A 13,888-nucleotide genomic window follows, 5' to 3' on the forward strand; every position below is an offset into this window, starting at 1 on the left:
TTAGATTCCCACAAACTCCTAGCCGAGCGCATAAGGTTAAAGTACATTTAGCCAATGAGCCTGCCAGCCCTTCACTCCCGTTATAGTCGCCTGCAATCTGAGCATGCCACCTGGCGCCTGTTGCGTGCCGCTAATGCCCCTTTGATTATGGCGTTTATCACGGAGCTGTTTCGGGAGGAGAGTGAAATTCCCTTCGCGCGCGCGCGGGTTGTGTTGCAATCCGAGTTGGATCGCCTAGCGGATGATGGGCGGGAGGTGGAAAAAGGGGCGGGTGCTTATCTGCGTGAATGGATACAGGCGGGTTGGTTGCGCGAGCTGGATGATCAACTGACCGGCACCGATGCCTGTGATGTGGCTTTGCGTTTTTGCCAAAATCTGGAACAGCGCGAGGTGAATGCCTCTGCCTCCCATCTGCGTATTGTGCAAGATGCGGTGACTCAGCTTGCCGTCGACTTAAGCCCTAATCCACAAGAACGCATTACGCTGCTGGAGCATAAAAAAGCAGCTTTGCAGCGTGAAATCGATCAGCTATTGAGTGGCGTGGTGCATGAGCTTTCCGCTGCCGAGCAACGGGAGCGTATTCGAGAGGTGTATCAATTGGCATCGGTTTTGACCGGTGATTTCCGCCGTGTTGAGGATGATATTCGTGGTCTGGATCAGAGCCTCAGGGTGCAGATGATCGAGTCCGGTGGTAGCCGGGGCGATGTGATTCTGGCGCTGATTGAGCAAGAGCAGATGTTGGCGGATTCGGACGCTGGGCGGGCATTTGATAGCTTCTTTCAGTTACTGTGCGATCAAAATCGCAGTGTGGAGTTTCGCGAGCAGCTACGTTCGGTGTTGAGCCGCTCGGCGGCGGAGCATCTTTCGGCGGAGGAGTCGCGTTTTCTTGGCCACTTGGTGCGTGAGTTAACACGGGAGAGTCAGCGTGTTTTTCAGGTGCGTCGTCGCACGGAAGAGAGCCTAAGGTCTTACATTGAAAGCGGTGCCCATAAGGAAAATCTTGCGGTGGAGAATCTGTTGCGCCAGCTAGAGCAGGTCGCGGTTCGATTCAATGAAAGTGATATCTCACTCGATAGAGCGATTCCTTTGGCGCTGACCAGTGGCAGTGTGAAAGTGGGCTCTATTGATAGTATGGGTTTGCGGGTACCTGAAGAGCAGTTGGATATTGAGAATATTCAGGCACAGGAGAACAGCTCAGACCCGAGTAGTGCGATGCTGGATTGTTTGGAGAGTGTTCAAATAGTTGAAATTGCGGCACGAATGCGCGACGCCTTGCGTAACAGTGGCCCGATGACGGTGGGCTGTATGATTCAACAGCACGCTGTTGAGGCGGGGTTGGAAGAGTTGGTGGCCTATTTGCGGGTGGCAAAAAATGTCGGGGCTGCACTACTGGAAGAGAAGGAGCAAGTGACGGTGAAGGATCGAAGTGGAATCCGTATTCAGGCGGCTATTCCCTGCTATCAGTTAAGTGCTGAGATGTTTCCAGAGGATATTAGTGAGGTGGCGGTATGAGCGATCCCCCAGACACTGAGCCGAATTTTTTTGATCGACTGGCTGCGACAACTGGAGAGCAACAGGGTGAATTAATGTCTGATGCTGTTGATGTGGAAGAGGTCGCTGTAGATGAGGCTTTGTTGCCAGATGGTGTCGACGATGACGCCACAACTACTGCTCCAAGCAAGGGCCGTTTTTCCCCAGAGCTTCGCCGTGCCCTGGTTGAACTCATGCGCAGCGGCGTGGTGTTGGCTCACGTCAAACCACAGGTATATGAACTGTTATGTCGACACCAGGCCTTGGTCGAAGATCACCTGGCCGATATGTATCTGCGCCTGCTGATAGATCCACTCGCCGGTGTGGCACTTCTGCTCCAACGGCAGGAGCAAGCGGATTTTGAGGACGAAGAGGAGCGCTCGGCGCTGATCAGTCGCCGAACACTCTCCCTCTACGATACCCTGCTGTTGCTGGTGTTAAGAAAGCACTATCAAGAGCGTCAAAGTGTTGGTGAGCAGCAGGTGATTATCGATATGGATCGCATTGAATCCCAACTTGCCCCTTTTTTACCGCTGACCAATAGCAGTCGCAGTGACCGCCGTAAATTGAGCGGTGCGATCACTAAGATGAAAGAGAAAAAATTGTTAAGTCCGGTAAGGGGTGATGATGAACGCTTGGAGATTACGCCGGTGATTCGCTATGTGGTGAGTGCTGAGTTTTTGGAGCGGATGTTGGTAGAGTATCAATCGTTAGCAGGGAGCGTCAATGGTGAAGGCGAAGTGTCATGAATCATAGGGTCTCTGAACTCTTCAGTTGTGGCCAGATTCGTTTGGCGGAGTTGTCTGTCTGTAATTGGGGTTCGTTTCACGGACTGCATACGGCACGGATCGACCCTGAGGGTACCCTTATTACCGGCGATAACGGCGCAGGGAAATCGACACTGATTGATGGCCTGATGGCACTGTTATTGAGCAGCAAGGCATCCTTTAATATGGCGGCGGCTCAAGGTGATCGCAGTGATCGTTCCCTTGTCTCTTATATTCGCGGCAGTCACGGCTTAAGCCATGATGGTGCCCAGACAAAAACTAACTACAAACGTGAAGGTGCTGTGGTTTCAGGGCTGCGCGCCATGTATCGAGCCGATGACGGCTCTGTGATTACCTTGGTCGTCATGTTCTGGAACACCAAACCCACCAGTGTGGCGGCTGATTTTAAGCGCATCTATCTTGTGGCGAAACGCAACCTGAGCCTAGAGGAGCTACTGAAGGTGTTTGGTGAGGGCGAGGCGCGGCAACTAAAAAAGGTGTTGCGCGATGACCCATTAGTCAAGTCGTTTGACGCCTTCAATGACTATCAGGCCTATTATCGGGATTGCCTGCACATGGATAATCGCAATGCGCCCAACTTGCTTTCGCGTGCCCTGGGATTAAAGAAGATTGATGACCTGACCACGCTGATTCGTGATCTTGTGCTGGAACCCAATAATATTCGTGACGATGCTCGAAATACTGTGGCTGAGTTTGATGATTTGGTGGCAACACATCAACAGCTACTGGATGCTCGCAGTCAGCATGAGAAGCTCTGTGGCCTGCCTGAAATTGAGAATACGCTGCATGAGTGTCAACAACAGATTGAGTTGTTGAGTACGGAGCGTGATGGGCTTTCGATCTATTTTGGTGAGATTTGCGCCGACTTGTGGCGGCAGCGGATTGCGAAAATCGAGCATGAGTTGGCGGCTGTTCGTCAAAAGTTGGCTGAGCTGCGTCGCCAGGAGGAGGATGCAACAGGGCAGGTGGAGCAGCGTCATGTTGATTATGTTCAGGCCGGTGGCGACCGGGTTGAAGCGGCCAAGGATAAATTGACGCAGACGAAGCGCCGTTTGTCTGAGGTGAGTACCGCTGCCGGAAAATACCAGAAAGATGCAAGGGAAGCCAGTCTCGATGATGTTCTGATTGAAGACGCATATGTGGAAAATCAAAAGCAAATACAGAGTATGCAGCTCTCTTTCAAAGACCAAGCAGATACCTTCATCGATGCGTTGACAGAGGCAGGGCGCAAGTTGTATGAGGTGAAAGAGAAGCTTGATGCTTTACAGAAACAGATTTTAGGAATAGAGGCGCACCCAGGTTCCAATATAGATTTTGCCTACCAAAAATTAAGGGACGATATTGTTGATAGCCTGACTCTCGATAAAGAGAGCTTGATGTTTGTTGGTGAGCTAATCGATGTAAAGCCGGATCAAATCTCATGGCATGGTGCAATCGAAAGGGTGATTGGAGGACGTCGAACCGCTTTAATTGTGCCTGAAGATTGTTACCGACTGGTGACTCGCTGGTTGAATGATCGGCATACCGGGTTGAATGTGACCGTTCAGGTTGCATGGCAAGTATCGGGGCAGACGCAATTTAAAGCCGATGGTTATCTTAGAAAATTGGCGTGGCTGGATCACCCCTACCGAGAGTGGTTAAAGCACTATCTCGCACGTACAGATCTTCACTGCGTTGACTCGGCAAAAGAGCTGAATGAAACACCTTTTTCAATGACGCGAGAAGGTTTGTTTCAATATGAAAAAGGTCGGTTTAATAAGAATGACAGGACTCCGGTTGATAATCGGCGTAGTTGGCAGTTGGGCTTTTCGAATAAGTCTAGGTTATCGATTCTTAAACAAGATGAACGGGCCTTAAAAACACACATAGAGCTGCTTGATAAAGCGGTAAGCGTTGCCCGAAAAAAACATGATAACTGCCAGTCTAGCGTTCGTTTATGGCAGAAACTTGCTGAGGTTCAGTGGGATGAAATCGATGTGCCCCGTTGGCAGCATCAAACCGAACAGGCTCAGGCGGCGCTTGATAATTTGACGCGCTCCGGTAGTGATTTAGAAAAGGCACAGCAAGCGTGGGATGAAGCAAAGGAGAGGCTTAAGGCGATCCAAAGTGATAAAGACAGCGCACAAAAAACGGAGGGGATGATTGAAAGCCGGCTGGTAGGTGCGCAGTCGCAACTGGACAATGCCAACCGTGCCGCCGCACCTGGGTTAGCGGAGGGTGTTCGCGAAGCATTGCAGAAAAGAGTGGCTGAACAGGATGCGCTGGATATTGATCGCGTGACCTCAATTGAGGCGCAACAGCGGCGCGATATTGAGAGTGAATTAGACCGGATGCACAACAAGCGCCAATCTGCACAAAACCGAGCGATAGGCATTATCTCTTCGTTCCGCAGCGGATGGGAGGTGCTTGCCGCAGAGTGGGGGGCCGATATGAGAAGTCTGCCCCAGTATCTTGAACATCTGTCGCAGCTTGAAGAGGAAGGACTGCCCGCGTTGGTGGAGCAGTTTCAGGTGCGCCTGACCAAGTGCGCTCTGCAATCTTTAGCAGGCATACGCTCCAGCATGGATTCAGAGCGGGAAGAGATCAACGACCGTATCGACACGATTAACCGGGTGCTGAAACGCACCGAGTTTCGTCAGGGAAGTCATTTGAAGCTTCGTACTCAGCGGGATAGTTATCCCCATGTGGATGAGTTTAACCGCCAATTAACCCGTGTGCTGGGTGATCATAGCGACGATGATGAGGCGCGCTTTCAGCAGCTTAAATCGGTGATTGAAATACTGGATAAAGCCAGTAATCCAGCGACCGCAAATACACTGGAGAGCCAACGATTGCTCGATCCGCGCTTTCAGCTCTCCTTTTTTGCCGAGGAGCTGGACTCTCAAAATGGTGATGTACGGGATGTGTTGCACTCTTCCAGTGGCAAGTCTGGTGGCGAGAAAGAGTCGTTTGCTGGCACCATCGTCGCGGCGAGTTTGGCTTATGTGCTGACGCCGGATGGTTATGACCACCCTGTCTATAGCACGGTGTTTTTGGATGAGGCTTTTTCCAATACGGCGGAGACGGTGAGCCGCCGGGTGTTGCGGGTATTCCAGGAGCTAAAGATTCATGTCAATCTGATTACGCCTTACAAAAACCTTAACTTAGCTCGCGAGTCTGCCCGTTCATTATTGATTGCCGAGCGCAATAGCAGTACCCATGAGAGCCACCTCTGTGAAGTCACTTGGGAAGAGGTTGACCGCCGCTTATCACAGCATCGGCAGAATAAAATTAAGAGAGATGCCCAAGCGATGGGTGTGGAGCTGTGAGAGATTGGGGTCTATTGCCTGATGAGGTAAGAGATAAGCTGAGGGCCAAAGAGTGGGACCATACCCAGCATCTGAAAAAACGGCTTTTGGGCGAACGCCCGTTCCCCATTACCATTAATCTTCGTCCCCCTTCAGGCCGACAGGCGCTGGAGGATCTGGCCGGATTCCACGCATTTATCGATGCTTGGCAGCTATGGCCAAAACAAAGTCAACTGAGCTGGCAGAAGATTCAATACGCCCAACTGGGTGAGAAACGTGTGCCATCACAGTTAACCCTTGGCGCTATTCAGGCGTTGATCGAATTTATTGGTGGTGATGCTGAAAAGCGCAGCCAGCAGTGGCAACAACGTATCTCCCCTATTTTGGGTGTAAGCGATAAACTCTACCCTGCGCTGATTAAACAGCTCAAAAAGATAGGCTCTTTGAGCCTAGAAGAGGCACAGATGATCGCTCAAATCTTGCCCCAATTATCTCAAGGGGTGGGACGAGGTGGTTACCTGCGTGCCTTGCCACTTATCGGCGTGGACACCAAGTTTATGGAGACCCATCAATCACTTATCACGCCGTTGCTGGATGTTTTGCATGATGGTGCAATCAGTGAGTATGGCGGTTTAATGGCATGGCTGGATTGTATTGAGGTTCCGGGTGACTGGCTCTTGGTTAGGCCGCTTTGTTCTGCTACAACACAAGCGATGGGGGGGCTCTCCATTTTGCGGGTTCCTAGCGAGACCTTGCTTTCAACTCCGTTACCGGGAGAGCGCCTGATCGTCGTGGAAAATGATCAATCGGGTTATGCTTTGCCAGCGTTGCCTAACACGATTGCCGTTATTGGCGGTGGCCGAAATTTGGCTTGGATGGCGGCACGCTGGTTACGCCAAAAAAAAATTGGTTATTGGGGAGATCTGGATAGTTGGGGTTTTCTATTTCTGTCGGAAGCGAGGCAGCACCAGCCCCACGTTGAAAGCTTGCTAATGGACCGGGAGACGCTCCTGAGTCATCACAAGCGTATGGTGAAAGAGCCTGACTCTTATACAGGTTTGCCGGGGTCTCTGACCGAGGCTGAGCGAACGGTATTTCAGGAGATTAGAGATGGGATTCATGGCAATACCCGCTTGGAGCAAGAGCGACTATCGGCTGATCATGTATTTAACCGGCTCTTGTCTTGGCAAGGTAATCCCCTGCTAATCCCAATAGATTGAGTGTTGGCCTTTCCTCGCTACGATCACTTAAGTCCGACAGCCTCCTACCAGGTCGCTTAGCGGGTTGACGGCCCGCTCATCTTTATTTCTCCGAGCAATGATCGGTGCACTGCTATCGCCTTCGAATAATTTGATATAGCGATTGTGATTGGCGGGCATAAAAAAGGCCACGAAGTTGGTGGCCTTTTCAGAAGAGCTTTATTACGGTGCTCTGTCTTGGGGTTCAGACGGTGTTATTTGCTTGAGAAGGTAAAGGCATCTGATAGATAATTTTCTGGCTTGACCCCTTTCTTGGTCAATAACTCAAACCCCTCTTGAACCATGGCCGGGTTGCCACAGGCGTAGACTTCATAGCCTGCCAGAGAGTTAAAGTCTTCCAATACGGCGCTCTGTATATGACCGGTGCGGCCCTGCCAGTTTTCACTGGGCTGGGAGGCCACCGGGATGTAGTTTAGGTTTGGGTATTGATCGGCCCACGCTTTAACCTGCTCATCCATATAAAAATCGCGTTCATGGCGGCCGCCCCAGTAGAAGTAGATTGGGCGTTTAACGCCTTCGGAGAAGGCGTGTTCAAGTATCGATTTTATCGGGGCAAAGCCGGTGCCGGTTGCTAGCATAATCATCGGCCTCATGGACTCTTCACGCAGGGTGAATGTCCCGAGTGGGCCTTCAAAGCGCAGCAGGTCACGTACTTTCATCTCATTGAAGACGTACTCTGTGAAGTCGCCACCGGGGATGTATTTGATGTGCAGTTCCAGATATTTGTCATCAAAGGGTGCATTGGCAATGGAGAAGGCGCGGCGACGATCATCTTTCATGATGATTTCGATGTACTGACCCGAAAGGAACTGCAGCCGCTCGGTGGGTGGAATCAGTAGTTTAACTTTCATGACATCGTCGGAGAGTTTCTCCATCTCATGTACCCGCGTTGGCAGGTTCTTGATCTCAATATCTTTAACCCCTGAAATCTCATTCATCTCGATTGTGAGGTCGCTGATGGCGGTTGAGACACAAAACAGTGCGCTTTTTTTGGCGATCTCCTCTTCCGAGAAGCGGGGTGTGAAGTCACCATAATCGATTTCACCTTCGAGGATGGTTCCACGACAAGCCCAACAGCCACCGCTACGGCAGCCGTAGGGGAAGCTGATGCCCGCTTTGAGTGCGGCATCCAGAATGCGTTCATTTTCTTCTACGGTGAAGCTGTGTCCGCTTGGCTGTATTTTTACGGTAAAGCTCATTGGGTGCCTTTACTTGTTGGGTCTATTTGGCGAACATTATCCTAGATTTTTAGTAGGAGATAAACCCTTGCAGGTGACAATTGTTGGTTGTGGTGATATTGGCGAGCGAATGGTTAATATTTTGTTGGCGAAAAAATGTGTGGTGAATCTGCTGGTGCGTCAGGCGGTTAGGTGCGAATTTTTTGAAAAACAGGGTGTAGATGTTAGTCAAATTGACCTTGATCGAGATGATGTAAGTCAATTGCAAACAGCCGCAAAAAGAGTCATCTGGTTGGCACCACCGCCACAATCTGGCTGTAGTGAGCCGCGTATTCGGCGTTGGCTGCAAAGCCTTTGTCATGATGGGCTACCCGATAAAATTGTCTATATCAGCACCAGCGGCGTTTATGGTGACTGTGGCGGGGCGTGGGTGGATGAGTCGAGGCCGCCAAGTCCGCAGGCCGATCGTTCAAAGCGGCGTTTTGATGCGGAACAACAGATTGAGGGGTGGTGCCAGCAACACCAGGTGCCTTACGTTATTTTACGGGTGGCGGGTATTTATGGCGAAGGCCGCTGGCCGCTGGCGCGCATAAAACGGGGTGATCCGGTTGTTATCCCGGCAGAGGCTGCCTTTAGCAATCGAATTCATCAGGATGATCTGGCCCAGATTTGTGTTGCGGCACTGTTGCGTGATGGGGCGCAGGGTATTATTAATGTGAGTGATGGTCAGCCGAGCACTATGAGCGACTATTTTCAGCAGGTTGCCAGGGCATTTTCGTTGCCTGAGTTGCGCGAAATAACTTTGTCGGAGGCCGCGCAGCAGCTCTCGCCTGCGATGCTCTCTTATTTAATGGAGTCGCGGCGTATTGATAACCGAAAAATGGTTAAGATGCTCGCTCTTGAGTTGAAATATCCAACAGTGCAAGGTGCGTTAGGCGTTACCTCAGCGGATTAGGGCGCGCCTCTATTTGTCGAAGATTCCCAGTGCATCCCAGCGCTCATCAACTCGGGTTTTTATCGCTTGATCCATCTCAATCGGCACTCCCCACTCACGGGTAGTCTCTCCTTGCCACTTGTTAGTTGCATCAAAACCCATTTTGGAGCCAAGCCCAGAGACGGGTGAGGCAAAATCCAGATAGTCGATGGGGGTGTTTTCGATGGTGGTGGTATCACGAGCTGGATCCATGCGGGTGGTCATGGCCCAGATGACATCATTCCAATCACGAACATTAATATCGTCATCGGTTACGATCACAAATTTGGTATACATGAATTGACGTAAGAATGACCAGACACCCAGCATGACGCGCTTGGCGTGCCCCGGATACTGCTTGCGAATGCTGACCACCGCCATGCGGTAAGAGCAGCCTTCGGGCGGCAGATAAAAGTCGACAATTTCAGGAAACTGCTTCTGTAAAATAGGCACAAATACTTCATTGAGTGCCACGCCAAGAATGGCCGGTTCATCTGGGGGGCGGCCAGTATAGGTGCTGTGGTAGATGGGTTGTTTACGTTGGGTGATGCGCTCAATGGTGAAGACTGGAAATTCATCCACTTCGTTATAGTAACCGGTGTGATCACCAAAGGGGCCTTCGGGGGCCATCTCACCAGGGTAGAGATATCCCTCCAGCACAATCTCTGCGCGGGCAGGCACCTGCAGGTTGTTGCCAATGCAGGGCGTGACTTCTGTTTTGCTGCCGCGCAATAGTCCGGCGAAAGCATACTCTGAAAGGCTATCGGGCACCGGTGTCACTGCACCAAGAATTGTGGCGGGGTCGCAACCCAGCACGACGGATATCGGAAAAGGTTCATCGGGGTTTTTGAGCTGCCAATCACGAAAGTCCAGCGCCCCGCCACGGTGCGATAACCAGCGCATGATGACTTTGTTTTTGCCAATAACTTGCTGGCGGTAAATACCAAGATTCTGGCGCTCTTTATGGGGGCCGCGTGTCACTACCAGACCCCAGGTGATCAGGGGGCCAGCATCACCCGGCCAGCAGGTTTGTACCGGCAACTTGCCAAGGTCTACTGCGTCACCCTCTATAATCTGCTCTTGGCAGGGTGCTTTGCTAACCACTTTAGCTGACATGTTGAGCACCTGTTTAAAGATCGGCAGCTTGCTCCAGGCATCTTTAAGGCCTTTTGGTGGTTCAGGCTCTTTCAGGTAGGCGAGTAACTTGCCTACTTCACGCAACGCTTCAACCGAATCTTCACCCATACCCATGGCCACACGTTTTGGTGTGCCAAACAGGTTGGCTAATACCGGAACGTCAGATCCTTTGGGGTTTTCAAACAACAGAGCAGGACCTTCAGCACGCAGCGTGCGGTCGCAGATTTCGGTCATCTCAAGGTAGGGGTCAACCTCGTCGGGGATGCGCTTTAGCTCCCCAAGTTTTTCCAGTTGAATAATAAAGTCACGCAGATCTCTGTATTTCATGGCGAGATAGTACCAGCCCTGTGGTGAGTGGTCTATCGGGAAGATGGGGCCATGCAGGGTGAGCTACGCGACAAGCTGAGTCTCTATGCGGTGTAATAAACCAGTGGCATCATCACGCTTGTTGGACTCTGAAATGGCAATTTGGTATTCCGCTGTGGTCACGTCAGCTTCGTGACACGCTTGCTTCAAGCGTTGTTGCAGTTTTTCTTGTAACAGGTCGGCGGCGTGTTGATCTGTTTCAGGTAATACGACAATGAAACTGTTGTCACCGTTGCGTCCCACCAGGTCAGCCCAGCGCAGTTCGTCTTTTAAGCATTGGCTCACCGCCTGAAGTGTTTGGTCGCGGGGGAGTTGGTCAAGATTGTTGATTCGTACCATGCCAACAGAGAGTGGCTTTTCATAACGTCGCGCCACTGAAAGTAATGTACCCAGTGCAATTGAGATGCTGAGTTGTGAGGCCAGCCCGGTGAGCGGATCAGTCAAACGCTCTGTTGCCTGACGACGCTCTAGTAAAAAAGCATGGCCTCCATCGTCCAGCTCGATACAGGTTTTTTTAAGTGCACAGCCCTCGCTAGTCTCTATCTCTATGGATGAGAGCCACTCCTCCAGTTGTGCACGCTGTGTACTGGATAAATCATCCAGTTGGCTTGCATCCGCTCCCAATAGGGCCAGCAACGTCTGGTTAGCCCATTGACACACCCCTTGCGAGTCGACCACCACCACGCCTTGTGGCAGCTTTTCCACGATCTGTTGGTTTATTGCAGAAAAAACGGACTCATTCATTGAATAGTTACCTCACACAGCAAAAAACATAAATTACCCAGCACTCAAAATCCGGATAATTTTCCCTTTGAAAATCAACCAATATGAACAATATAACGGCCAGACGGCTCGCAGTACAAATATTTTATTTACTTGAGCCGAAAAGCCACCATTGTTGGGTTGAATATCCAAGGCTTGGGGTTAGCCTGGTTATTTTTTGAAATATTCAACCAGCGCCTCTGAATCACCAATCAGCTCACCATTGATAAAGATTTGCGGCACGCTCTCTTTGCCGGTCATGGCGCGCAGAGTTCGCAGTCGTACATCTGTGCCTAATGTTATCTCTTCATAGGCGTGGCCATGCTCTTCCAGCAGTGCTTTTGCTTTGGCGCAAAATGGGCAGCCCGGCTTGCTGAACAGGGCGACATCTTGTGGTTTGATGGCGTTTGGGTTGATGTATTCAAGCAGGGTATCTGCATCTGATACTTCAAAGGGGTCGCCCGGTACCTCTGGCTCTATGAACTGCTTTTCGATAATGCCATCTTTAACCAGCATGGAGTAGCGCCAAGAGCGCTGACCAAAGCCAAGGTCAGATTTATCCACTAGCATGCCCATTTTTTCGGTGAACTCACCGTTGCCATCAGGAATTAGGGTGATATTTTCCGCCTCTTGGTGTTCTTTCCAGGCATCCATAACAAAAGCGTCGTTCACTGAGATGCAGGCAATTTCATCCACTCCATTGGCTTTTAAGGTTTCTGCAAGTTCATTGAAGCGTGGCAGATGAGTTGCGGAGCAGGTGGGGGTGTATGCACCGGGCAGTGAAAAGAGTGCCACGGTTTTACCGGCAAACAGTTGTTGGCTGCTGAGATCAACAAACTCATTGTTTTGACGTGTTTTGAAGATAACGCGGGGTATTTTTTGGCCTTCTTTATTGGCTAACATGGGTTGCTCCTGTGGGTTGTTGATTGACTACGAGGGTAAGCATAGTCGATGAATTAATATTGTTGAAATTGTTTATTTCTACTACATTGATAGGTAATAGCTATTAATGGGGGGGTTATGAATCTTCGCGAACTGGAGTATTTGGTGGCGCTGGATGAGGAGCGCCACTTTAATCGTGCTGCCGAGCGCTGCTTTGTCAGCCAGCCGACATTGAGTGGACAGTTGAAGAAGCTGGAGCAATCACTGGGTGTGCAACTGGTGGAGCGGAGTACCCGCCAGGTTTTAATGACCGACGTGGGTTTGGCGGTGGTCGCACAGGCTCGAAAGGTATTGATGGCCAGCAAAGCGATTGGTGAAATTGCCGAGAGTTTTCACGATGTGATGGCGGGTGACTTGCAAATGGGCTTGATTCCGACCATTGCACCCTATCTATTACCACAGATTATGCCGGCGCTGGGGCAGCAGTTTCCGGATTTGAAGTTGTGGTTGCATGAGTATCAAACCCCGCAGTTATTGGCGATGCTTAAGGGGGGTGAGCTGGATGTGGTGATTCAGGCTTTACCTGTTGGGGGGCATGATTTTTGTGAGATAACGCTCTTTAGTGAGCCATTTTTCTTGGCTCTGCATCACAGCCACCCTCTGGCACAGCAACCTCAAGTGACCTTGGATCAACTGCGTGATCAGGATCTGCTGCTGCTGCAAGCAGGGCACTGTCTTCGGGAGCATGCGCTGGATATCTGTTTGCAGGCGGGCGCGCATGAGAGCTCGCGTTTCCACGCCACCAGTTTGGAGACTTTGCGATATATGGTGGGGGAGGGCGTGGGGATGACGCTGATGCCTGAGATGGCTATCTCCCTGCACCCGCAGCAGCGTGCTATCTGCTATCTGCCCTTTGCTGAACCCGTGCCCATGCGACGCATTGGCCTGTTATATCGTAAAGAGAGTTATCGGCGGCCACTATTTGAACAGTTAGCGGAGGTTATTCACCAGAAAATGGCGGAGACTAATGAAAGGGTGAGTAATGAGTGATGCAAGTGAAGCACCACACGGTCTGTTTTCATTAATTGCAACGCAATTGGCAGCTCAAGGTTACTCCGTTATTGAGAGGGCGCTGCCGGATGAATTGACCCAGGCACTTTATCAACGGGTCACTACGCTGGCGGTGGGCAGGCTGAGGCGTGCGGGTATTGGCCGTCAGCGTGATCATCACCTGGATGATGAATACCGCACGGATAAGATTCTCTGGCTTGATTCAGGTGATTCAGTGGAGGGTGATTATTTAGCCTGGATGGAGCAACTGCGCCACGGTATCAATCAACAGCTTTTTATGGGCTTGTTTGATTATGAGTCACACTTTGCCCATTACGCACCGGGTACGTTCTACAAACGCCATCTTGATGCATTTAAAGGCGAAGCAAACCGCGTGGTCACCACTGTTTTTTACCTCAACCCCGAGTGGGATGAGGCGGATGGCGGTGAGATTGCACTTTACGCAGATGAGGCCAGTGAGTGGCCATTTAAATCTGTTCACCCACATGCCGGTACACTGGTGGCCTTTTTGAGCGATCAGTTCCCCCACGAGGTGATGCGTGCGCGGTGTCATCGGTACAGTATTGCGGGCTGGTTTCGGATTAAATCGTTGAACATGATGGTCGACCCGCCACACTAAAAAATAGAACAGGTGTACAGTGTGTGCGGGCGACTG

11 protein-coding genes are annotated in these 13,888 nt (G+C 51.0%); 7 read left to right on the forward strand and 4 right to left on the reverse strand.

From position 1 onward, the window contains the following. Nucleotides 1–54 precede the first annotated feature (54 nt). The 4 genes from L3J94_02190 to L3J94_02205 are packed head-to-tail and all read left to right on the forward strand — an operon-like array spanning nt 55 to nt 6,825. Nucleotides 55–1,512, forward strand: coding sequence for a DUF3375 domain-containing protein (locus tag L3J94_02190; GenBank protein ID MCF6217567.1), 1,458 nt, complete (start codon nt 55–57; stop codon nt 1,510–1,512). Beyond that, nucleotides 1,509–2,279, forward strand: a complete 771-nt coding sequence (locus L3J94_02195) for a DUF4194 domain-containing protein (protein MCF6217568.1) — start codon at nt 1,509–1,511, stop codon at nt 2,277–2,279. The genes L3J94_02190 and L3J94_02195 overlap by 4 nt, the downstream gene beginning before the upstream one ends. Beyond that, a complete protein-coding gene (locus L3J94_02200) occupies nt 2,276–5,626 on the forward strand; it encodes an AAA family ATPase (protein MCF6217569.1) in 3,351 nt (1,116 codons plus the stop codon). The genes L3J94_02195 and L3J94_02200 overlap by 4 nt, the downstream gene beginning before the upstream one ends. Beyond that, nucleotides 5,623–6,825, forward strand: coding sequence for a DUF3322 domain-containing protein (locus tag L3J94_02205; GenBank protein MCF6217570.1), 1,203 nt, complete (start codon nt 5,623–5,625; stop codon nt 6,823–6,825). The genes L3J94_02200 and L3J94_02205 overlap by 4 nt, the downstream gene beginning before the upstream one ends. A gap of 233 nt (nt 6,826–7,058) precedes the next feature. Here the strand turns inward: L3J94_02205 and L3J94_02210 are convergent, their stop codons facing one another. Beyond that, nucleotides 7,059–8,063 carry a CDP-6-deoxy-delta-3,4-glucoseen reductase gene (locus L3J94_02210; GenBank protein ID MCF6217571.1) on the reverse strand — a complete coding sequence of 335 codons (1,005 nt, stop codon included), beginning with the start codon at nt 8,061–8,063 and terminating at the stop codon, nt 7,059–7,061. A gap of 73 nt (nt 8,064–8,136) precedes the next feature. On the opposite strand from L3J94_02210, the gene L3J94_02215 reads away from it, so the two are divergent. After that, entirely contained in the window at nt 8,137–8,997 is an 861-nt protein-coding gene (locus tag L3J94_02215; GenBank protein ID MCF6217572.1) for an NAD(P)H-binding protein, read from the forward strand. Between the two features lie 9 nt (nt 8,998–9,006). Here the strand turns inward: L3J94_02215 and ubiD are convergent, their stop codons facing one another. The 3 genes from ubiD to L3J94_02230 all read right to left on the reverse strand — a co-directional run bounded on the left by ubiD (nt 9,007) and on the right by L3J94_02230 (nt 12,183). Next, nucleotides 9,007–10,479 (reverse strand): 4-hydroxy-3-polyprenylbenzoate decarboxylase, encoded by a 1,473-nt coding sequence (gene ubiD / locus L3J94_02220; protein ID MCF6217573.1) that lies wholly within the window; start codon nt 10,477–10,479, stop codon nt 9,007–9,009. Between the two features lie 63 nt (nt 10,480–10,542). Further along, nucleotides 10,543–11,262 carry a diguanylate cyclase gene (locus tag L3J94_02225; GenBank protein ID MCF6217574.1) on the reverse strand — a complete coding sequence of 240 codons (720 nt, stop codon included), beginning with the start codon at nt 11,260–11,262 and terminating at the stop codon, nt 10,543–10,545. Between the two features lie 189 nt (nt 11,263–11,451). Then, nucleotides 11,452–12,183, reverse strand: a complete 732-nt coding sequence (locus L3J94_02230; protein MCF6217575.1) for a glutathione peroxidase — start codon at nt 12,181–12,183, stop codon at nt 11,452–11,454. Between the two features lie 117 nt (nt 12,184–12,300). Between L3J94_02230 and oxyR the strand changes: the two genes are divergently transcribed. Together oxyR and L3J94_02240 are read left to right on the forward strand one after the other, a co-directional pair. Continuing rightward, nucleotides 12,301–13,212 carry a DNA-binding transcriptional regulator OxyR gene (gene oxyR, locus L3J94_02235; protein ID MCF6217576.1) on the forward strand — a complete coding sequence of 304 codons (912 nt, stop codon included), beginning with the start codon at nt 12,301–12,303 and terminating at the stop codon, nt 13,210–13,212. Further along, nucleotides 13,205–13,852: a 2OG-Fe(II) oxygenase gene (locus L3J94_02240; GenBank protein MCF6217577.1), complete on the forward strand. Its 648-nt coding sequence runs from the start codon at nt 13,205–13,207 to the stop codon at nt 13,850–13,852. Before oxyR ends, L3J94_02240 begins: the two co-directional genes overlap by 8 nt. The last annotated feature ends 36 nt before the right edge of the window (nt 13,853–13,888 follow it).

It is taken from the genome of Gammaproteobacteria bacterium (assembly GCA_021647245.1).
Classification (GTDB): domain Bacteria; phylum Pseudomonadota; class Gammaproteobacteria; order RBG-16-57-12; family RBG-16-57-12; genus JAFLJP01.